This is a genomic window from Methylovirgula ligni (assembly GCF_004135935.1).
Lineage (GTDB): Bacteria > Pseudomonadota > Alphaproteobacteria > Rhizobiales > Beijerinckiaceae > Methylovirgula > Methylovirgula ligni.
In genome coordinates, this window is the sequence record NZ_CP025086.1 from 1,809,638 (window position 1) to 1,831,816 (window position 22,179).

The 22,179-nt window shown below is 63.1% G+C and carries 14 protein-coding genes; 9 read left to right on the top strand and 5 right to left on the bottom strand.

The genetic code is table 11. The features are described from left to right. Window positions 1-88: 88 nt before the first annotated feature. On the bottom strand, window positions 89-1,573 hold the full coding sequence (locus CWB41_RS08705; protein ID WP_115834664.1) for a sensor histidine kinase: 1,485 nt from the start codon (window positions 1,571-1,573) through the stop codon (window positions 89-91). 16 nt (window positions 1,574-1,589) lie between these two features. After that, window positions 1,590-2,987 carry a dihydrolipoyl dehydrogenase family protein gene (locus tag CWB41_RS08710; protein ID WP_115834663.1) on the bottom strand — a complete coding sequence of 466 codons (1,398 nt, stop codon included), beginning with the start codon at window positions 2,985-2,987 and terminating at the stop codon, window positions 1,590-1,592. A 248-nt stretch (window positions 2,988-3,235) separates the two neighbouring features. Here CWB41_RS08710 and CWB41_RS08715 point away from each other — a divergent pair, with 248 nt between their 5' ends. Then, window positions 3,236-4,537 (top strand): UDP-glucose dehydrogenase family protein, encoded by a 1,302-nt coding sequence (locus tag CWB41_RS08715; RefSeq protein WP_129396448.1) that lies wholly within the window; start codon window positions 3,236-3,238, stop codon window positions 4,535-4,537. Window positions 4,538-4,623: 86 nt separating this feature from the next. Here CWB41_RS08715 and CWB41_RS08720 read toward each other — a convergent pair whose 3' ends face one another. Beyond that, complete coding sequence (locus CWB41_RS08720) at window positions 4,624-5,916, bottom strand: radical SAM protein (protein WP_165204185.1); 1,293 nt, start codon at window positions 5,914-5,916, stop codon at window positions 4,624-4,626. 252 nt (window positions 5,917-6,168) lie between these two features. Between CWB41_RS08720 and pckA the strand changes: the two genes are divergently transcribed. Further along, window positions 6,169-7,749, top strand: coding sequence for a phosphoenolpyruvate carboxykinase (ATP) (pckA, locus tag CWB41_RS08725; RefSeq protein ID WP_115834661.1), 1,581 nt, complete (start codon window positions 6,169-6,171; stop codon window positions 7,747-7,749). Between the two features lie 26 nt (window positions 7,750-7,775). After that, complete coding sequence (locus CWB41_RS08730; RefSeq protein WP_115834660.1) at window positions 7,776-9,941, top strand: malate synthase G; 2,166 nt, start codon at window positions 7,776-7,778, stop codon at window positions 9,939-9,941. An 80-nt stretch (window positions 9,942-10,021) separates the two neighbouring features. Here the strand turns inward: CWB41_RS08730 and CWB41_RS08735 are convergent, their stop codons facing one another. Then, on the bottom strand, window positions 10,022-11,173 hold the full coding sequence (locus CWB41_RS08735) for an MFS transporter (RefSeq protein WP_181902942.1): 1,152 nt from the start codon (window positions 11,171-11,173) through the stop codon (window positions 10,022-10,024). 326 nt (window positions 11,174-11,499) lie between these two features. Beyond that, window positions 11,500-13,932 carry a tetratricopeptide repeat protein gene (locus tag CWB41_RS08740; protein WP_165204188.1) on the bottom strand — a complete coding sequence of 811 codons (2,433 nt, stop codon included), beginning with the start codon at window positions 13,930-13,932 and terminating at the stop codon, window positions 11,500-11,502. A 182-nt stretch (window positions 13,933-14,114) separates the two neighbouring features. Here CWB41_RS08740 and CWB41_RS08745 point away from each other — a divergent pair, with 182 nt between their 5' ends. The 6 genes from CWB41_RS08745 (at window position 14,115) to CWB41_RS08770 (ending at window position 21,489) form a co-directional block, all read left to right on the top strand. Continuing rightward, window positions 14,115-14,936, top strand: coding sequence for a TonB family protein (locus CWB41_RS08745; protein WP_115834657.1), 822 nt, complete (start codon window positions 14,115-14,117; stop codon window positions 14,934-14,936). Between the two features lie 27 nt (window positions 14,937-14,963). After that, on the top strand, window positions 14,964-15,704 hold the full coding sequence (locus CWB41_RS08750; protein ID WP_129396450.1) for a MotA/TolQ/ExbB proton channel family protein: 741 nt from the start codon (window positions 14,964-14,966) through the stop codon (window positions 15,702-15,704). Beyond that, window positions 15,685-16,197, top strand: a complete 513-nt coding sequence (locus CWB41_RS08755) for an ExbD/TolR family protein (RefSeq protein WP_115837064.1) — start codon at window positions 15,685-15,687, stop codon at window positions 16,195-16,197. Before CWB41_RS08750 ends, CWB41_RS08755 begins: the two co-directional genes overlap by 20 nt. 380 nt (window positions 16,198-16,577) lie before the next feature. Beyond that, window positions 16,578-17,978, top strand: a complete 1,401-nt coding sequence (locus CWB41_RS08760; protein ID WP_115837063.1) for an MFS transporter — start codon at window positions 16,578-16,580, stop codon at window positions 17,976-17,978. Window positions 17,979-18,394: 416 nt separating this feature from the next. After that, window positions 18,395-20,602 (top strand): TonB-dependent receptor, encoded by a 2,208-nt coding sequence (locus CWB41_RS08765; protein WP_165204191.1) that lies wholly within the window; start codon window positions 18,395-18,397, stop codon window positions 20,600-20,602. Then, the gene (locus CWB41_RS08770) at window positions 20,602-21,489 is read left to right on the top strand and encodes a substrate-binding domain-containing protein (protein ID WP_115837061.1); all 888 of its coding nucleotides are present in this window, start codon (window positions 20,602-20,604) and stop codon (window positions 21,487-21,489) included. The genes CWB41_RS08765 and CWB41_RS08770 overlap by 1 nt, the downstream gene beginning before the upstream one ends. Window positions 21,490-22,179 lie beyond the last annotated feature (690 nt).

A 22,179-nucleotide genomic window follows, 5' to 3' on the forward strand; every position in this document is an offset into this window, starting at 1 on the left:
CAAGGATCGAACGGCTTCCCTTTAGCGACTCGGGCAGGGCATGGCAACTGCCGGAAGTGCTCGCGGACGCGCCGGTGCCCTGACGTTTTCAGGCAGCGCCGGTGCGGCGCTGTGGCAAAGTGATCCGGAACCGCGCCCCGATATTCTCGTCCGTCTCGGGCATCAGTTCGATGCTGCCGCCGTGGGCGCGCACGAGATCGGCGGCGATGGCGAGGCCGAGTCCCGAGCCGCCCGGCCGCGACGAGCTCGAAAAAGGCGTGAATAATTGCGCCCGCACGCTCGGCGGCACGCCCGGCCCGGTATCGGCGATTTCGAGAATGGCGAATTCCTCCCATGCGGAGGCGGAGACGATGATCTGCGCCGGTTGGCCGCCGGACGGGCCGGCCCGGTCGAGCGCTTCCACACCGTTGCGCAGCAAGTTCATCATGACCCGAAAAAGATGTTCCGGATCGGCCCAAAGTATGAAGCCGTCGGAAACCTTGTTGAGGATCATCACCCGGCCGCCGCTGAGACAGACGGCTTCGGCAGCCTCGGCGACGACGGGGCGCAGATCGACCAGCCGCGGCTTCGGCGCCTCGTCCGTCGCCCGCCCATAGGTCAAGGTCGCCTGGCAGAAGCGGATGGCGCGGTCGAGCGTGGCGACCAGTTTCGGCGCCAGTCTTTGCGCCAGAGGATCGGTGACATTGGCGAGGCGATCGGACAGCAGTTGCGCCGAGGCCAGCATGTTGCGCAGATCGTGATTGATCTTGGCGACGGCGAGGCCGAGCGCGGCGAGATGCTTCTTCTGCGTTAATTCGCGAACGAGCGTGTCCTGCATCGTCGCCAGCGCTTCTTCGGCGCGGCCAATCTCATCCGTGTGGCCCGAGGGCACGATGATGCGGCTCGCATTTTCCGGATCGGCGCCGAATTCGGTAATATTGTTGGTCAGGCGGCGCATCGGCCGCAGCACCATGAAATTGAGGACGCCGACGGCGAGGGCCGCGACGAGCGCCGATATTGTCAGCGAGATTGTCAGGACGCGGACGGCGACGATGTGCAGCGCCTCTTTGACCGGCCCTTCGTCCATCGTGACTTCGATCGCTTCATCGCCCATGGGCGCGGCGCCAAGGACGGTGACGACGCGATCGTCCTTGGCGAAATAGGTCCGCCATGTCGAAGCCAGTGCCTGCGGGAAGGTCGGGTGGCGCAGGTCGTAGAATTCGTCGACTGCTGGTGGCAGGCTCGTCGCAGCAAGAATTCGCCGGGTGCCGTGGGTCTGCAGGACGATGATGCGCGCGCCGACGCTGTCCAGCAGTTCGCGCGACAGTTGCGGCGAAACCATTGCGCGCGGCCCGGCTTCCAGAACCAGCGTCGCGGTATAGGCGGCAGCCAGGCGGTTGCGCAGCCAATTGTCGCGATAATTGACGACAATGGGCACATAGATGATGAATTCCGTCGCCATGATGAAAGCGGCGACGACAAGCACCACGCGCGTCGCCAAGCCGAAACGCGGCCGGTGTCCGTGCAAGCCCTGCTGTTCGGCCTGTCTATCGTCCGGGTCGGACTGCTGCTTGATCGTGATGAAATCGCGCATTGGGCCTATCTTGGGCCTATCTCGCCCGGCGCGGGAAAAATGCGCGCCGCCGCGGAGCTTTGCCGAGTTGCGGTGACGATGCAAGCGCGGCCTTCGAGATGGCTTCCCCCAGAATTGGCGCGTTGGCGATGATGTCGAGATCCGCTGCTTTTATGTCCTTGCCGATCGCCAGGCCGAAAATCCCGATGATCTCACGCGCCTGAGCGCCCGTTATTCCGGCGCCGAGAATATAACCAACTGAATTCGTTACGATCTTGACATGCCCCGCCGGCGCGCCGGTCAGCCGGGCGCGGGGCGTATCGCCGAGGGGCGCGCGCAAAACCCGCACGCTGCGGTGTTTTTCCCGCGCTTGCGCCTCAGTAAGGCCGACGATGGCCATTTCCGGACTGGTGTCGAGGACGCGCGCGGGCGGTATCGTGCCGCCACCCGCCTGGCCGAACAGGCGGCGCGCGATGCGCTCGGCCTGGCCCAGCGCCGAGAGCGCCGACTCGGGGCCGCCCGCGGCGCTGCCGATCGCGTGGACCCGGCGGTTGCTCGTACGGCCGTCGGCGTCGATCAGAGCCCCGGAATTGGCATAGGTGATCCCCGCATTTTTCAATCCGAGCCCTTCGACGAGCGGCGGCGCCGCGCCAGCAAAGAGGATATGCGCGGCTTCGAGGGGAGCGGGGAGCCCTTTGAGATGGACTCGCAGGCCGCCACGCAGCGGTTCGACATGGGTGATTTGCGCGTGCGGATGGAGCGTCAGTCCCTCGCGGGCGAGCTGCGTCAACACGGGGGCGACGAGTTCGGCGTCTTCGCTCGGCAGGATGGGGCCGCCTTCGATCAGGCTCACCCGCGTCCCGAGCCGCAGGAAGGCTTGCGCGAGGGTCAGGCCCTGGAAGCTCGCGCCGACGATGATGAGGTCCTCCGGCGGCCGATCGAGCGTCAGCAGATCCTCCGGCGCGAGCGACCGGATCAGCTCCTGGCCCGGCAGGGAAGCCAGCGCCGGTGTGGCCCCGGTCGCGAGGAGGAAATGTTTGGCTTCGATCGTCCGGCCGCCGGCGTCGAGCCGCGTCGAGCCGCTGAAGCTGCCGACGCTGCGGATCAGCTCGATATTTGAAGCTGTCAGCGAGCCGGGTGTGAAGTCGCGCGCAAAAATCTTTATCGCGGCAAGCACCTGGGCGCGGAAACGGCCAAAATCGATCTTACGCGACGCCGAAGTGCCGAAATCAGCGCCATGCGCGCCATTGGCAGCCTGCAAGGCGGCGGTGCAGAAGGCCAGCACCGGCACGGTCTTGGTGAGATAAGCGCCGCCGAGAGCCCGCTTTTCGACGATGACGACCTTGGCGCCCAGCGCCGCCGCAGTCCGCGCCGCGGCCACGCCGGCACCGCCGCCGCCGAGCACGCAGAGATCGCAGTGTAATACGTCTGTCATGCGGCTTTCTCGTAATGGGAACCCATTATCGCTGCCCAACGCCACGCTTGCCTGTCATTCCCTAATGTCGACAAAGACTTGATGTCGACAAAGACTTGGCGGAAGCGAAATACGCGGTTGGGAATCTGTGGCGCCCGGTTCGTCATTTGGGTGTTTCGGTTCGGTTGCCTCCCGGTCGTGAAAATGGCACTGGCAGCGTTTCGGTCGCAAGCCCCCGCGGGGTGTGGGCGACGCTTTAGGAGCGGAAAATGCAGATCGCGATGGTTGGCTCTGGTTATGTGGGCCTCGTTTCGGGCGCCTGTTTTGCGGACTTCGGGCACAAGGTCTGCTGCATCGACAAGGATGCCGGGAAGATCGAGGCGCTGAAGGCCGGCAAGATGCCGATCTACGAGCCGGGCCTTGCCGAACTGGTGATGACCAATGTGCGGCAGAACCGGCTGACCTTTGCCGACGATCTCTCGGCGGTGCGCGGCGCGCAGGCGGTCTTCATCGCCGTCGGCACGCCGTCGCGGCGCGGCGATGGCCATGCCGACCTCACCTATGTCTATCAGGCGGCGCGCGAGATCGCCGCGGCGATCGAGGGTTTCACGGTGATCGTGACCAAATCCACCGTGCCGGTCGGCACCGGCGACGAAGTCGAGCGGATCATCCGCGAGGCGCGGCCGGACGCCGATTTCGCCGTCGTCTCCAACCCCGAATTCCTGCGCGAGGGCGCGGCAATCTCCGATTTCAAGCGGCCGGACCGCATCGTCCTCGGCCTGGAGGATCAGCGCGCCGAGGCGGTGATGCGCGAAGTCTACCGGCCGCTCTATCTCAATCAGGCGCCGATTCTCATCACCAACCGGCGCACCTCGGAACTCACCAAATACGCGGCCAATGCCTTTCTCGCCACCAAGATCACCTTCATCAACGAGATCGCGAGCCTGTGCGAAGAGGTCGGCGCCAATGTCCAGGATATCGCTCGCGGCATCGGCCTCGACAACCGCATCGGCGCGAAATTCCTGCATGCGGGGCCCGGCTACGGCGGTTCGTGCTTCCCCAAGGACACCCAGGCGCTGATCAAGACGGCGCAGGATTACGGCACGCCGGTCCGCATCGTCGAGACGGTCGCCGCGGTCAACGATCAGCGCAAGCGCGCCATGGCCCGCAAGGTGCTCTCCGCCTGCGGCGGCTCGGTGCGCAACAAGGCGATCGCGGTGCTGGGGCTGACCTTCAAGCCGAACACCGACGACATGCGCGATTCGCCGGCCATCTCGGTCATCACCGCGCTGCAGGACGCCGGCGCCAAGGTCAACGCCTTCGATCCCGAGGGCATGGAGCAGGCGCGCCATTATCTCGATAATCTCAATTACTGCAGCGACCCCTATGCCTGCTGCAAGGATGCCGCGGCGCTGGTCATCGTCACCGAATGGGACGAGTTCCGCGCGCTCGATCTCGGCCGCGTCAAATCGCTGCTGAGCGAGCCGGTCCTCGTCGATCTGCGCAACATCTACGCCCCGGACGAAGTCCGCCGGCAGGGATTCAAATATTTGTCCATCGGACGGGCGTAGGCAGAAAAGCCGTCATTACGGGGGGCGAAAGCGACGAAGCGATTCAGACGACTTCTGGATTGCTTCGCTTTGGTGAATGACGCCAATTACTCCGCGGCTTCGGCGAATGTCCCGCGCGGCGCATATTCACGCACGTTGCCGATCAGCACATTGCGCTGCGCCAGTTCCGGCGCTTCAAGAACTTTGAGGAAGTCGGCGTAGTCCGGATGATCCGGGCTGCCGATGAAGGCTTCGATATATTCCTCTTTGCCGAAAATATCGCGCTGGCGGATCATGTTGAAGATGATCAGGTCGGCGGCGTGATCCTCGCACAGGCGCACGAACTCAGGCATTTCCCGGTAATTCAGCGCCTGGACGACCATCGAACAATGCAGTGATGAGATTTCGCCGGACCGGCGCATGTCGCGCAGGAAGGCGAGATTCTTCAACAGCCGCTCGAACGTGCCGCCGCGGCGCACGATCGCATAGGTGTCGGCCTTCGCGGCGTCGACCGAAATCTCGACGTTTCTGACACGGCCTTTCAGCCCCAGTTCGGACCAGGCGCGCGGGTCGAGCAATTGGCCATTGCTGATGAGGTCGATTTTCAGATCGGGGAAATCGCCGCCGTTCAGCCGCTTGAGCAGATTGCGGAAGTGCTTGCTGCCAAAGGGATCGCCCGAGCCGGTGACGAGGACGGATTTCGCCTCGCGCAGCAGCGGCACGAGCGTCGCTTCGGTGAGTTGATCGAGCTTGGCCTGCTTGGCGGAATTGGCGACATAGGTGCTCGTCCGGCAGGACGGGCAGGAGAGATTGCAGGATTTGTCGTGCGACAGCTTCACATGCTCCGGCAATGTCTCGACGCCGGACTGGTAGCGCGCGATGATCGCCTTGGCGTGCGCGGAATCACGGGACTCCAGTCTGCGGCCGGAGATCGCGGGGCAATGCACGTGGTTGCAGTAGCGGAATGAGCCGTCGATCATCGACTCCCGGATGTTGCGCGCGGGCGTGCTGTTCCAAAGCTCGTGCGCGGGCGTGTCGAGGCGGCCGATCGGCGTTGGCAGCCACACCGGGCAGCAGGCATAGGCGAGGCCCGTCGGCGCGGTTTCGAGCTGTTCGAAGGGCGCGGCGCAGAAATGCGTCTTGAGATAATCCTGCGTGCTGACGTTGATGCGCTGCTCGGCGGTCCGCTTCTGCCGCCGCTTGAGCATGAAATTATTGTCGATCCAGTTACCGACCGCGTCGATCCGGTCAAGGCCAATGAATGCGTGGAGCCTGGGGTGCGCCAGCAGCCGCAGCGCCGGCTTGGGGACAAGCACATCCACCAGCTCGACCAGCGTGCCGCGCAGCCAAATGAGAGATTTCGCCAAAGCCATCCATTCGTCCCAAAGACCCTGGGCCACCCTAGCAGGAATTTCCGCGCCTTCCCAATTTGGCGGCAGCCGTCTCCCGACAAGCTCAACCATCTGCTTGAAAAATACGGGCTTTACAAGGCAAGCGCCGGACAGGCTGCGCCGACTTTCGCAAGCACTCCGACTAAAAGCCAAGGTTGCATCCGCTGAAAGTCCAATTGTTCCGCAGTGCGATTGCGGTGATGACCGACCTATGACCTGCGTGCGCCGCGGGCACGGGAATCACAATCGGAGGCCGCTTTGATGAACGCACTTGCGCGAACCTGGGAGCTTGGCGGGACAGCGCTGAGCGGGACGGGGCTTTTCGGCGCGCCCGCCGTCTACGCCAATCTTCAGGCCGCGCCGCTCGTGGCGGTGGCGCTTCAGCGCGGCGAGGGCAAGCTTTCGGCCGATGGCGCGCTGGTCGTGCGCACCGGCACGCATACCGGCCGCTCCGCGCAGGACAAATTCATCGTCGATGAGCCGGATGTGCATGACGACGTCTGGTGGGGCAGCGTCAACCAGAAGCTCTCGGCCGCCGGGTTCGCCGCGCTCACCGAGACCGTGCGCGGCTATCTGCAGGGCCAGACCCTTTTCGTCGAGGATCTTTACGCCGGGGCGGCCCCGGCGCATCGCATTCGCGTCCGCCTTGTCACGACGAATGCCTGGCATGCGCTTTTTGCCCGCAACATGTTCATCCGGCCCGCGCCGGCGGAGCTGCAAGGCTTCGAGCCGGATTATGTGATCCTCCACGCGCCCGATCTGCCGGTCGATCCCGCCCGCTGCGGCGTGCGCTCTTCGACGGCGGTGGCTTTGTCGTTTGCCCAAAAGCTGATCGTCATTTCCGGCACTCAATATGCAGGGGAGATCAAGAAGGCGATCTTCACCGTGATGAATTGGCTGCTGCCGGCGAAAGGCGTATTGCCGATGCATTGTTCCGCCAATATCGGGCCGGCCGGCGATACGGCCCTGTTTTTCGGCCTTTCGGGCACGGGCAAGACGACCTTGTCGTCCGATCCTGAGCGTCAGCTCATCGGCGACGACGAGCACGCCTGGTCGCCGGAAGGTGTCTTCAATTTTGAGGGCGGCTGTTACGCCAAGGTCATCAATCTGCGCCGCGAGGCAGAGCCTGAAATTTGGGCAGCCTCGCACCGTTTCGGCACGGTGCTGGAGAATGTGCCTGTCGATGCGAACGGCGGACTCGATCTCGACGACGATTCGCTGACGCCCAATACGCGCGCCTGCTATCCGCTGAATTTCATCGGCAATGCCAAGCCGAACGGCCTCGGCGGGGTGCCGCGCAATGTGGTGATGCTGACGGCCGATGCTTTCGGTGTGATGCCGCCGCTCGCCCGGCTCACCCCGGCGCAGGCGATGCACCATTTCCTTTCGGGCTACACCGCGCGCGTCGCCGGCACGGAAAAGGGTCTCGGCAAGGAGCCGTCGGCGACCTTCAGCGCCTGCTTCGGCGCGCCTTTCCTGCCGCGCCCGCCGCAGGTCTATGGCGAACTCTTGCGCCGCTATCTTTCCGAGAGCGGTGCGGCGACCTGGCTCGTCAATACGGGCTGGACCGGCGGCGCCTATGGCGTAGGCAAGCGCATTTCGATCGCGCATACACGGGCGCTGCTGCGCGCGGCGCTCAGTGGCGCGCTCGACGGCGCGGAATTCCGCGAGGAGCCCTATTTCAGTCTGAGCGTGCCGCTGCATGTTCCGGGCGTGCCGGACGAGATTCTCGATCCCGCGCGCGCCTGGCCCGACCCCGCGGCCTATGCCGCGCAGGCGCGCCGGCTCGTCGGTCTGTTCGAGGACAATTTCGTCAAATTCGCGGGCTCGCGTCCGGTCTGAATTTGGTGCGCCGGGGAGACTTGCGCATGCGTGATTATCAGGAAGTCGGCGGCCTCAAAGTCGCGAAGGATCTTTACGATTTTATCGAGGCCGAGGCCCTGCCGGGCACCGGCGTCGCCGCGAGCGCATTTTGGGACGGGTTCGAGAGGCTCATCGGCGAATATGCGCCGCAGATCGCCGCGCAGCTGAAAATCCGCGACGATTTGCAGGCGCAGATCGACGCCTATCACCTGGGCCATCGCGGCCGGCCGTTCGATCCGGCGGATTACGAGCGGTTTCTGCGCGAGATCGGCTATCTCGTGCCGGAGCCCGCCGACTTCTCCATTTCGACCGAGGATGTCGATGCGGAGATTGCGCTCGTGCCCGGCCCGCAGCTGGTCGTGCCGGTGTCGAACGCGCGTTATGTTCTGAATGCCGCCAATGCGCGCTGGGGCTCGCTCTATGAGGCGCTCTACAGCACCGACGCAATTTCCCACGCCGACGGCGGGGAGCGCGGCAAGGGCTACAACAAAATCCGCGGAGCGCGCGTCACCGCCTGGGGGCGGGAATTTCTGGATGCGTCGGCGCCGCTTTCCGGCGCGAGCCATAGCGAGGTCGCGGCCTATCGCATCGGTGACGGCAAGCTCGTTGCCAAGCTCACCAACGGTTCCGAAACAGGCTTGCAGAACCCGGGGCAATTTCGGGGCTATCGCGGCGAGGTTAGCGCGCCGCGCGCGCTGCTTCTGCGCAATAACGGGCTGCATGTCGAAATTGTCATTGACCGGGAAAGCCGCATCGGTGCGGACGATCTCGCCGGCGTTGCCGATATTGTCGTCGAGGCGGCGCTGACTGCGATCATGGACCTCGAGGACAGCGTTGCCGCGGTCGATGCCGCCGACAAGGTCGCGCTCTATCGCAATATTCTCGGCCTGATGCGGGGCACGATCTCCACGCAGGTGGAGAAGAACGGCCGGCTGGTCGAGCGCCATCTTGCCGACGACCGCCTCTTTATTGAGCCCGATGGCACATCGCTCGCGCTGTCCGGCCGCAGCCTGCTGCTGGTGCGCAATGTTGGCCATCATATGATGACCGACGCCGTGCTCGATGCGAACGGTGCACAAATCCCGGAGACTTTGCTCGATGCCGCCGTGACGTCGCTCGCCGCGATCCACGATTTGCATCGGCAGGGGCGGCGCAACAGCGCCAAGGGTTCCGTCTATATCGTGAAGCCGAAGATGCACGGGCCGGCGGAAGTCGCGCTGGCGGATCGCTTCTTCGCCTCGGTCGAGGATTTCCTCGGTCTGCGGCGCCACACGCTCAAAATGGGCATCATGGATGAGGAGCGGCGCACGACCGTCAATCTCAAGGCGGCGATCGCGGCGGCGAAACATCGCGTCGTCTTCATCAACACCGGTTTCCTCGATCGCACCGGCGACGAAATCCATACCTCAATCGAGGCGGGGCCGATGGTGCGTAAGGAGGATATGAAGAAGACCAAATGGCTCGCGGCCTACGAGGATTGGAACGTCGATGTCGGCCTGCGCTGCGGTCTGCCGGGCCGGGCGCAGATCGGCAAGGGTATGTGGGCGATGCCGGACAGTATGGCCGATATGCTGCTCGACAAGATTCCGCATCTGACCTCCGGCGCCAACACCGCCTGGGTGCCCTCGCCGACCGCGGCGATTCTGCATGCGACGCATTACCATCGCGTCGATGTCGTGAACCGGCAGAAGGAATTGCGTAGCCGGCCGCATGCGAAATTGTCCGATCTGCTGACCATCCCGGTCTCGCGCGGCAATTTCGCGCCGGACGAGGTGCAGGAGGAACTCGACAACAATTGCCAGGGCATTCTCGGCTATGTCGTGCGCTGGGTGGACCAGGGCATTGGCTGCTCCAAAGTGCTCGACATTCACGATGTTTCGCGGATGGAGGATCGTGCCACTTTGCGCATCTCGAGCCAGCACATCGCCAATTGGCTGCTGCATGGCATCGTCAGCGAATCGCAGGTCGCCGAGACGCTGAAGCGGATGGCGAAAGTCGTCGATCGGCAGAACGATGGCGACAAAGCCTATCGGCCGATGGCGCCTGGCTTCGACGGGCCGGCCTTCAAGGCGGCGGAGGATCTGATCTTCAAGGGCCGGGTTCAGCCGAACGGCTATACCGAATGGATTCTCCACGACCGCCGCCGCGAGGCGAAGGGGCAGGCGGCTTAGCCGCCGTCATTGCGACGAGCGTTAGCGACGAAGCAATCCAGCAGCGACTCTGGATTGCTTCGCTTCGCTCGCAATGACGGCTATTCCGCCGCGTCTTCCACAAGCTTCGGCTCGCCCTCGATGCGGCTGTCGATGACGACCGACAGAAACCAGATGGCGAGGCCGCCGAAGGCCAGCGCGAAGCCCACCCAGCCGGTCGATGTCCAGCCGAAACCTGCGCCGATGGCGATGCCGCCGAGCCAGGGGCCGATCGCATTGGCGGTGTTGAAGGCAGAATGATTGAGCGCTGCGGGAAGCGCCTGCGCCTCGCCGGACACATCCATGAGCCGCGTCTGGAGAACGGTGCCGAGCGCGCCGCCGCAGCCGATGAGAAAGACATCGAGCGTAATGGTCCAGATATTATGTGCCGCAAATGCATAGAGGGCGAGCGTGCCGGCGGTCCAGACGAGCAGGACGCCGGCGGTCGGCATCAAGGCGCGGTCGGCGAAGCGCGGGATGACGAGATTGCCCGCCGTGAGGCCGAGGCCGAAAGCGCAGAGGACGATCGGCAGAAAGAAGGCCGAGACATGGGTGACCGCGGCGAGCGTCGAAGCGAGATAGGTATAGACGGAAAAAAGGCCGCCGAAGCCGATCGCACCGATGCCGAGCGTGAGCCAGACCTGCGGGCGCTTCAGCGCCGCAAGTTCGGCGAGCGGGCTCGCCGTTCGGTCCGGCGCATCGCGCGGCGTGAGCAAAGCGACGCCGATCAAAGCTGCGATTCCGAGAAGCGCGACGAGGGCGAAGCTCCAGCGCCAGCCCACCGCCTGGCCGAACCAGTTGGCGAGGGGAACGCCCAGAACCGTCGCGCCGGTCAGGCCGAGGAAAATCTGTCCTATCGCTTGCGTGCGCTTGTTGGCGGGTACGAGCGAGGAAGCAACCACCGCGGCAATGCCGAAATAGGCGCCATGCGGCAGTCCGCTGAGGAAGCGGAAGGCGACGAGCCAGCCGAAGGATGGAGCCAAAGCCGCGAGCGCGTTGCCGGCGGCGAACAGACCCATCAGCAGGATTAGTAAGGTCTGCCGCGACATCCGCGCCGCCAGCACGGCGATGATCGGCGCGCCGACGACGACGCCCAGGGCATAGGCACTAATCGCATGGCCTGCGGTCGGCGCATCGACGCCGAGGTCGCGGGCGAAATAGGGCAGCAGGCTCATCGTCGCGAATTCGGTGACACCGATGGCGAAGCCCCCCATTGCCAGCGCGAAAATCACAAGGCTCGGCCAAGGCTGTTTGGCTTCCTGCTCGGTCACTTAATTCTCCACCCGCAACGCGGCTTCTGCTCCTCCCTGTCTGCCCGCGATTGTGCGGGCTTTTTGCGATTCGCGATGGAACATGGCCAACAAGATCGCCGTAAACAAGGCTTGGTCCGGTTTTAGCGGATTTCACAGCTTCACCGATCCGTGAGCGGAGCTGTTGTGGTCTATGGCAAAGCTGGGCCGAAGGCATGCTCGGCGAGGGTAGAAAATCGAGAGCAACTGCGACGCGTGTCGCAGTTGCTCTCGATCGTATATGGATTGCTTTACGGTAGTGGCCGCCAGTGCGCGACGAGGTCTTTTGCCTGTTTGATTTGGGCCTCGGTCAATTTGTCGGTCATGATGTCGCGATTGCTTTGCGCAGTTGCGCGATTGCCCACGGGTCCGTGCTCGGCGGCGAGCGTGAACCATTTGTAGGCTTCGACATAATCCTGCTTCAGGCCCTGGCCGTCGGCGTAGAGAAGGCCGAGATTGCTTTGCGCGAAGGCATCGCCACGCTCCGCCGCTTTGGCGTACCATTTCGCGGCCTCGGCATAATCCTGCTTCACGCCCTGGCCGCGTTGATAGAGCAGGGCAAGGCCCGTCTCGGCGAAGAGATCGCCCTTGTCCGCCGCCTTGCGATACCAATTCGCGGCTTCCGTATAATCCTGCTTCACGCCTTGACCCTTGGCATAGAACAGGGCGAGCGTGCTCTGCGCGAACACATTGCCCTGATCGGCGGCCTTGCGATACCAGTCGGCGGCTTGCGCATAATCCTGTTTGACGCCCTGGCCCTTCTCATACAGCTGGGCGAGGGCGACCTGCGCTGCGACAATGCCGTGCTCCGCCGCTTTGCGGTAATAGGTTGCGGCGGCGGTATAGTCCTGCTTGACGCCCGTGCCTCCAGCATAGAGCAAAGCGAGATTGAACGCCGCGCTGGGGTCGCCCGCATCCGCCGCTTTGGCGTACCATTTCGCCGCCTCAGCATAATCCTGCGTGACGCCCTGGCCGTGCCGGTAGAGCAGGCCGAGGCTCGCGGCGGCGAAGGTATCGCCCTTCTCGGCTGCCGCGCGATACCATTTGGCTGCGGCAGCATAATCCTGCTTGACGCCTTCGCCCTTCGCATAGAGGAGGCCGAGATTGGCCGCTGCCGCTGTATCGCCTTGCGCCGCTGCTTTCTCGAACCAGGCCGTGGCCTGCTGATAATCCTGCGGCACGCCGGCGCCGGTGGCGTAAAGTGCGCCGAGCTTGGCTTCAGCCCCGGCAAAGCCCTTGTCGGCCGCCTTGCGATAGAGACTTGCTGCCTGCGTCAAATCCTTGGTGACGCCCGCGCCCGTTTCATAGGCGTGCGCGAGGGCGAGCGTTGCGGCGAGATCGCCCTGATCGGCGGCTTTCTGATACCAGGCCGCCGCCTGCGCCGGGTCTTTCGTCACGCCCAGCCCCGCGGCATAGAGGTGTGCGAGATTGCTTTGCGCGGTGACATTGCCGCGTGCCGCCGCCGCGCCGAAGAGGCGCGCAGCCTCCGTATAATCCGGCGCGCCGCTCGGGCCGCCTTTGGCGAGGAGAAGGGCGAGATTGATCTCGCTCGCGAGATCGCCTTTGTCGGCGGCCTTGCGATAGAGATCGCGGGCCTTGGCATAATCCTCAGGCACGCCGCGGCCTTCGGCATAGAGCCGCGCCAGATTGGCTTCAGCCGCCACATCGCCCTGCGCCGCTGCCTTTTCCAGCCAGAGCGCCGCCTGCGCTTCATCCCGCGCCACGCCCGATCCCTGAAGATAGAGCAGGCCAAGACGCACCTCCGCTGCGGCGTTGCCTTGCTCGGCCGCCTTGCGATACCAAAGCGCCGCTTGCGCATAATCCTGCTTCGTGCCGCGGCCCTGCGCGTAAAATGTGCCGAGCACGCTCTGCGCGTAGACGCTGCCTTGCGCTGCCGCCTTCTGATAGAGCGCGAACGCCGCGGCTTCGTCCTTTTCGGCGCCCTTGCCGCTCGCCAGCAAATCGGCGAGATGCGTCTCGGCCGCGACGTCGCCCTTTTCCGCCGCCTTGCGATAGAGCGCGACGGCCTCGGCTGCATCGTGCTTCACCGCGTGTTCGCCACTGAGCAGAGAGGCGAGGGCGGATTGCGCATATGAATTGCCCTTGTCGGCGGCCTTGCGCAGCCAGATCGCAGCCTCGTGTTCGTCCCTGGCGACGCCTTCACCGCGCAGATAAAGCGCGGCGAGATTGACCTCAGCCGCGACGTCGCCTTTCTCCGCCGCCTTGCGATACCAGTTTGCGGCCTCGGCATAGTCTTGCTTGACGCCCTGGCCCTTGGCGTAGAGACGGGCGAGGCTGCCGGCGGCGAAAGTGACGCCCTGATCGGCGGCCTTGCGATACCAGCTCGCAGCTTGCGCATAATCCTGCGTCACGCCGCGGCCCTCGGCATAGAAGAGAGCGAGGTTGGTCTGGGCGAAGGCATTGCCCTTTTCGGCCGCCTTGCGATACCAGCCTGCCGCCGCGGCATAATCCTGCGGCACGCCCTGGCCCTTGGCGTAGATGAGGCCAAGCGTCATCGCCGCATAGGCGTCGCCGTGCTCGGCGAGCGGCTTCAAGAGCTGAAGCGCCTTATCGAAATCGCCGTGGCTATAGGCGGCCGCGCCCTTCTGCAGCGCATCGCCCCCAGCTGGCAGCGCAACCGGCGCCGCCGCCAAAAGCCAAAAGCCCGCAAATCCAAATCTCACTAAAGTCCGCACCGCCGACTCCTCTTTATGGCTTGAAAGACCAGACAATCATGTCTGGCAAGACCGGCTGCCGCTCGGCCCAACCTTTTGGCCCCGCCGTCGCGCCGTTTTGCTCTGCAAAAAATGATTGTATGATGTTTCCATCAGTTTTATAGAGTAAGTAGACAATATGGAAGAGGTCAATGATGACGGCTGTTTCGGCGCCGCGGGATTTTGCTTTTGCCGACGAAGAGGAAGCACCAGCCTCATCTGTGACTGGCGGCGCGCATTCACTGCTTGAGCATTATCATGTTCGTCCGGCGTATGTTGCGCAGGGTGTGGCATTGGTGGCGTATGCGCTGGCGCTGGTTGGCCTGTGCTATCTTGCGAAGCCGAAGCCGATCCCGCAAGACGATCCGATCGAGCTGACGATGGTGGCGGACGATAATCCCGCGCCGCTGGATACGCCGGATACGACGCCGACCCCGCCGGACGTTGCCGAACAGACGCCGGATACCCCGCCAGTCACCGACCCTACGCCGCCGGAGCAGACCGCGCTGGCGACGCCGGACACGCCGCCGCCGGACCAGGATGTGCCGCCGCCGGCGCTCGACCAGCAGGAGACGGTCGCGCCGGTGCCGCCGCCCCCGCCCGTCGCCGTCCAGCATAGGCCGAAGCCGAGAACCGTTGCAGCGCATACGGCCAGCCCCCGGCATGTGGCGGCTGCGAGCGGCGCCAGCCGCGCCTCGAATGCCTTGCCGTCCTATTATGCCAATGAGGTGCATGCCCGCATCGCGCGGGTTGCCAGCGAGACCGCACCGGATGGCTTCACCGGCAGCGGGCGGGTGCCCTATCGCATCGTGATCAGCCCCTCGGGCGATCTGATTTCGAAGAGCATTACACCGTCCGGCAACGCCGCCTTCGACCGTGCCGCGGCCGAAGCTTTGGAGCGGGCGGCGCCGTTCCCGGCGACGGGAACCGCGCGCCCTGTCTCGCTCTACGGCGCCATCGCCTATCGCAACTGAATCATTTCATCAGAGGAAGAACCCGTAATGTCCGATCCCGTCAGCGCGGCGAGCGCCACTGTCGCGGCCAGTCTTTCGCCGGTCGATCTGTTTCTGCATGCCGATCCGATCGTCAAAAGCGTCATCATCCTGCTGCTGCTCGCCTCGGCCTGGGGCTGGACGATCATCATCGACAAGCTGCTGCGTCTGGCGGTGCTGAACCGGCGCGCGGGCAAGCTCATCGCCAGCGTCAAGTCAGGTCTGCCGGTGGCGACGATCGCGGAAGGCTTCGCCGATGCGCCGGCGAGCGATCCGTTCGTCTCCGTCTATCAGGCGGTGGTCGAGGAGAACAACCGCTCCGCCGACATCGTCCACACCGAGGCGCAGTCGGACAATCTGCAGGACCGGGTGCATCGGGTGGCGCAGCTTGCCAGCGGCGCCGCGCTCGAGCATCTGCAAAAACGCCTGCCCAATCTTGCGACGATCGGCGCGGTGGCGCCCTTCGTCGGCCTGTTCGGCACGGTGTGGGGCATCATGAATTCGTTCCAGGGCATCGCCAATTCGAACAACACCAGCCTGGCGGTGGTCGCGCCGGGCATCGCCGAGGCTTTGTTCGCCACGGCGCTGGGCCTTGCGGCGGCGATCCCGGCGGTCATTTTCTACAACCGCATCACCACCGACATCGGCGCCTACGGCAAGAAGCTGCACACGTTTATCGGCGTGCTCGAAGTCGAACTGTCGCGCCAGCTTTCACGAAAGGGAGATCGCAATGGCCTTCGCGCTGCGTAAACACGATAGCGACTTCGAAGCCGCGCCGATGAGCGACATGAATGTCACGCCGCTCGTCGATGTGATGCTCGTGCTGCTCATTGTCTTCATGGTCGCGGCGCCCCTGATTGCGCAGGGCGTGCCGATCAATCTGCCCAAGGTGCAGACGAAGCCGCTCAGCGATCAGAAACCACCAATCGGCGTCAGCGTTGACGCGGTGGGCCAATATTATGTCGATACCAAGCCTGTCGCTCCGGACCAACTTGTCGCCACGCTCGACGCCGAGGATCCGACCAAGGACCGTCGCATTCATGTCCGCGCCGATTCGAATCTGCCTTACGGGCAGGTCGTCAAGGTCATGGGCCTGATCAACAGCGCCGGCTTTACCAAGGTCGCCCTCGTTTCGCAGCAGCCGGGAGCAGGCGCGCCTGCGGCCTCGCCAGGCGCTGCTGCCGCCCCCGCGGCGGTTTCCGCCCCGGCGCCAGCCGCTGCTGCTGGCGGCGCCAAGCCGTAACAAGGGGCCTTCCTTTCGGGGGCCTGTCGTTGCCGCTTCACGATGATACGTGAGCGGCAACGCTCCCCGGCTTTCCTATTCGCGAACCGAATTCGTCCGGGGCTGCGGCGTTTATCGTCTCAGCTTCGGTGCGATTTCATTTATCCGGGCTTTCACGGAACTGCTCTTACCTAAGGCCCGCAGCGATTTTCTCAAAAAGATGTGATCGCCGGAGCCCGACGGCTGCATCTGGCGTAACGTCGCCCGCTCACTCTCGGCAAAACGCGCCGATCCCTTTATGAGTGGGCAGTGTCCGCGTCCACCGGACTACTCATTAACTCCGGGCCGCTATCTCCGGATCATCTCATCGTAACGGGTCAGCACGCATCTCCAATTTCAAGATGTCTCCGAACTATCGCTGGATCGCGCTGATTATCGGCTGTGCATTGTTCATGGAACAAATGGATGGCACGATATTGGCGACGGCGTTGCCGACGATGGCGCATGAATTCGGCGTCCCCGCCCCAAGCATGTCGATTGCGCTCACGTCTTATCTTCTCGCGCTGGCGATTTTCATCCCCACGAGTGGGCGGCTTGCCGACCGCTTTGGCTCGCGCACCATGTTCGAGGCGGCGATTGTGCTCTTTCTGGTCGGCTCGATGCTGTCCGGGCAGGCGAGAAGCATAAGCTTCATCGTCATCGCCCGCATCGTTCAGGGTTTGGGCGGCGCGATGATGATTCCGATCGGCCGGCTTGTGCTGCTGCGCAGCGTGGACAGGCGCGACATGATTTCGGCCATGTCGTGGCTCATCACGCCGGCCATAGTCGGCCCGGTGGTTGGACCGCCGCTCGGCGGCTTCATCGTTACTTATTTCGGCTGGCGCTGGATTTTCTACGTCAACGTGCCGGTCGGACTTATCGGGCTCGTTCTCGTCCGGCTCTTTATTGCAGAGGTGCGGGAGGAAGCGCCGCCGGCCGATATTCCTGGTTTTTTGCTGTCCGGCGTTTCGCTGGGCTGTTTGCTCTTCGGCTTCGAACTGGGGAGTTGGCGCGGAGAGGGACAGCTCGCGCTGACCCTGATCGGTGTGGGTCTTGCTGCCGGGCTGGCCTATGTCTCCTACGCGCGCCGGCGCGTGGATCCGGTGCTTGACCTGTCGTTGATGGCGGTCCGTTCTTTCCGGCTTTCGGTGATCGCGGGATCGTTGACCCGAATTACCCAGGGCGCCCAGCCGCTGCTGCTGCCGCTGATGTTCCAGTTTGGCTTCGGATTGCCGCCGGTCACGAGCGGGATCATCACCGTCGCCGGTGCCCTCGGCTCGCTGGTGACAAAGAGCATCGCTCCCGGTGTGCTGCGCCGTTTCGGCTTCCGCCGCTGTCTCATCTTTAATGGCGTCGCTGCGAGTGTGGGCTACGCGGTCTGTGGTTTCTTCCGACCCTCCTGGCCGGTGCCGCTTATCTTCGGCATTCTGTTCGTCTGCGGCACTTTCATGTCGTTTCAATTTACCGCGCTGAACACGATCGCCTATGCCGAAATTTCGAAATCGCGCATAAGCGCCGCGACGAGCTTTTATGCGACCTTTCAGCAGCTGACCTTGTCGTTCGGCGTCTGCCTTGGCTCCGCCTCGCTGCAATTTGCGATGCTGATCAGCGGAAGCCCGATCCCGTTGCTATGGCATTTCACGGCCGCTTTCCTCATCGTGACCGCCATCTCGCTGCTGGCGAATTACTGGAACATGAAATTTGCCGACGACGCGGGGATGGAACTCAGCGGTTATGTACCGCGGACGGACCGGAAGACCTGATCCGGGTTCCCCAGCCCGGCGTCAATCTGCGCCAGTCAGGCTCGCAATATCCTTGCTGACGATGGCGACGAAATAGGCTTCGCGGAGTTTCCGGCGATCGTCGTGGCCTCGAAGCCGACAGGCTTCGGCGATGTGTCGCCCGTGCTCCAGACGGGTGATGTTGATGTCGGCCTCAAGCTCCAGTTCAAGAGTCTGTAGAAAAATTTAATTGCTATACAAAGCTATATATAGCCATATATAGCTGATGTCAGGGTCTGAGATTTCCTCCGGCGTGGTTTTCGCCTCCTTGGAATCGACCGCTCAGCAAATGTCGCACGAGGCCGGGGGGCTATCGGAAAATGTCACGCAGATGCTTGTCTATATTCGCGTCCCGGAATCAAAAGGCGCTGGCGCGCCTGACTGGTCGTGGCTTGGCCTTGATTCTTTCGGTTTTCGCCGCCGGCGCGGCGCGGGCGCAGCAGGCGCAGACGTCAAGCTCTCCCTCCGCCTTGCCGACGATCAATGTCGAAGGCGCCAATAAGACGACGGCGCCGACCGACGCTTATCAAGCGCCTTATCAGCCGCCGCCGGCCGATCTCGGCCCGCTAGGCACACAGGACATCGCTAACGCCCCGCAATCGGTCGACATTGTTCCCGAATCGCTGATCGACAATCAGCAGGCCGAGACGGTCAACGATATCCTGCGCTATCTGCCCTCGGTCGAAGTGCGCGATCAGCAGGGCCTCGAAGTGTCGCGGCCGCAATCGCGCGGCTTCATGGGCTCGATCGTCCAGAACGTCCGGCTCGACGGCCTCAATTATATCGGCACCTCGGCGATCGCCGGCGAGAACCTTTCCGGCATCGAAGTTCTGAACGGTCTCGCTGGCGCGCTCTACGGGCCGGAATCGCCCTCGGGCGTCTTCAATTACTTGTTGAAGCATCCGACGGATCAGTCGTTCTTCACCTATACCGAAAGTTATCAATCGCAGAGCGTCCTGACCGAGCAGATCGACGCCGGCGGCCGCATCGGGCCGGATCAGAAGCTCGGCTATCGCATCAATATCGTCCACGGCGGTGGCGAAAGCTACGTTGACGAAAGCTCGGTCAACCGCACGCTCGGCAGCATCGATCTCGACTATCGGTTCGACAACAACACCGATGTCGAGGCCTATTTCGGCCATTACGCGACGGACATCACCGGCGTCGCGGGGGAAATTTCCTACAACGGCAACTCGACGAATAAGAGCAACAAAAGCACGATCCTGCCGCAAGCCGTCGATCCGTCCCAGATGGGTATCGGTCAGCCGGGCGCCGGCTCGAATCTGATCAGCGACACCGGCATGGTGAAGATCACGCATCAGATCAATCAGGACTGGAGATTCGAGGCCGGCGGCTTGTACGAAAACGCCAACCGCGGCGTTTACGGCATCACCGACACGATGATCAACAACAGCGGCGATTACTACGTAAGCAAGAATTTTGCCTCCGTTCCGCGTTTTACCATCGGCAGCAACAGCGCCTATCTCAACGGCCGTGTCTGGCTCTATGGAATGGAGAACGACATTGCCCTTGGCACGAATGGCTTCATCAACGGCCAGTACAATTATAATCCGTCTCTCAAGGTCTTTACCTGCGGGTCGGTGACCGTGGCATGCGGCAATCTCTATTCGCCGACCGTGCTCTCGCCAGCGCTCTCCTCGGCCTTGGTTCACGGCCCGGAATATGAGGCGGGCAAACTTTTCGAACAGTCGATCATCACCGGCGATACGATCCACTTCAATCACCAGTGGGCTTTGCAGGCGGTGTTGAACACCTCGTTCATTCACTCCTCGAGTTATGCCGGCACCGGCGCGTTGACGAGTTCGACAGGCCAGAACGGCGCGCTGAGCCCGACCGTCAGCCTGATGTACAAGCCAAACCCGCAGCTCATGACGTACTTTACCTGGGCGAACAGCACTGAATTAAGCGATCAGGCGCCGACGTCCTCGGCCTCTACCCCGGTCAAGAATCCCAGCGTTTTCCTCGCGCCCTATCACGATACGATGTACGAGGCCGGCGCCAAATATGCCTTCAATCCCAATTTCCTGGTCACGATCGACGGATTCCGTATGACCCGGCCCTATGCGACGACCGATCCCACGTCTGAGATTTTCGGGGTGACGGGCATGCAGCGCAACTGGGGTGGCGAACTCTTCGCTCAGGGCGACATCACGCCCGACATCAGTGCTTTCGGCGGCGTCACCTATATCGACGCGCGGTTGGAAGGAACCGACAATGTCGCCACCAACAATATGCTCGTGATCGGCGTGCCGCATTGGAAGAGCGACATCTTGATCGACCTCCACCCGGCTTACTGGCGTGGCTTTGCCGTCACGGGCGCGGTACATTATGAAAGCTCACGTGCCGCGACCAACACCAACAACAGCTTCGCCGATCCCTATGCGACGCTTGATATCGGCGGGCGCTATTCGACCGTTCTCTTCGGTCACCGCGCTACAGCGCGCTTCCAGGTCGTGAACGTCACCAACAAATTCTACTATTCCTCGATCGCCGATGGTTCGTCCATCGTCGGCGCCAACGGCGGTGACACGGCCTGGTTCGGCCTGCCGCGGACCTTCGAGGCGAGCCTGCAAGTGGACTTCTGATGAGGGGACTTCTGACAGGTGGACCTTTGAACACGATCCCGCGTGCTTTGCGCGCTCTGTTGGGCGCGGCGGCCCTGGCGGCCCTTGTCGCGACAGCGGCGCAAGCCGCGCAACAGGCGACGCAAAGTGCCACCGAACCCGTCACGATCTACGCTGCGGGCTCGTTGAAAGCTTTTGTCGGTTTGCTGGCGAAGGAGAAAGGCCCGCTCGCCGGCCTCGATCTGAAGCCGACGTTCAGCAGCGCCGGCCTTTTGCGGGCGCGGATCGAGGCCGGGGAAAAGCCCGACCTCTTTCTCTCCGCCGACATGGCCTCGCCGCGCAAGCTTGCGGCGGATGGCCGGACAGTCCTGCCGCCCACCGCTTTCGCGCGCAATCGTATGTGCCTTTATGCCCCACGCGCGCTCGGCATCACGGCGAACAATCTCGTGCCGAGGCTTTTGGCCAAGGAGATCAGGATCAGGGCTTCGGCGCCGGTCGCCGACCCCAGCGGCGATTATGCGATCGAGATCTTCGACCGCATCGACAAACTGCATCCGGGCGCCGGCAAGATTTTGCGCGACAAGGCGCAGGCCCTGCGCGACGCGCTGAAAGACGAGCCGCAAGCCGCGCCGGCGGACCTGTTCCGGACCAATAAGATCGACGTGATGATCGCCTATTGCAGCGCCAGCGCGACGCTGGGGCGGCAAGTGCCGGGTCTTGCGGCAATCCCACTGCCGCCGGCGCTCGACCCCGCGCCGGTCTTCGGTCTGGCGGTTCTCGCGGATCGGCCGGCCGTGCTGCGGTTCGCCCTGTTTTTGCTCTCCGAGCGCGGACAAGCCCTTTTGGCCGCCGCCGGGCTCATTCCGCTTCTGGATACCACTTATGACAGCTTGTCGAGTACCAGATAAAAAAGAGCACAGAAGACCCGATCAAAATAGACTGTAGCTGCGCCGGATGCCTACAAGTCGCAAAAATAGATCACGAGACGCCTAGGTTGACCCTATTGACTGGGAAGGCGGGCTGTTGTGCCTCGATAGCGGTAAGCACGATGATCACTTTCAGGATGCGTGGCGGCATAACGCGACCAGCGCGCTTGCGCTTCCCGTACGCATTCGACACCGCAAGGGACGCCCCAGATGTCCCGCGACAGGTCGGCCGGGGAATCGTAGGTACCATCCGGGTTCTGATAGATGCTGTAATGCTCGGCGGGGGGAGCGTATCGCCATTGTTGAGCTTCCGACGGAGTGCTTATAGCGCCTACCAGGCAATGCGCAGCAGCGATCAAAGTCAGCTTCAAAACGAGCCGCATCCTCGACCTCCTCTTCCGAATATGATCCTTATAGGAAGTTGAATATAAGACCATATTGGCAAAGATGATTGGGTTCGCGGCAATTCAAGCGGATAATATTTTTCTTAGCATGTGCCGCGGCATTATCACTTCGAACAACGACGATCCCACTTGTGACTTCTGCGGGTGGGATTTTGAAGAAGCATGTGTCGGATCGCGCAGAAGTGGGGGCCCAATGTCTCAGCAACACAGCGGCTGAGCGCGCTCTCTGAGGCATCATCCTTGTCCCGTCTTTTGACGAGCCCACTCG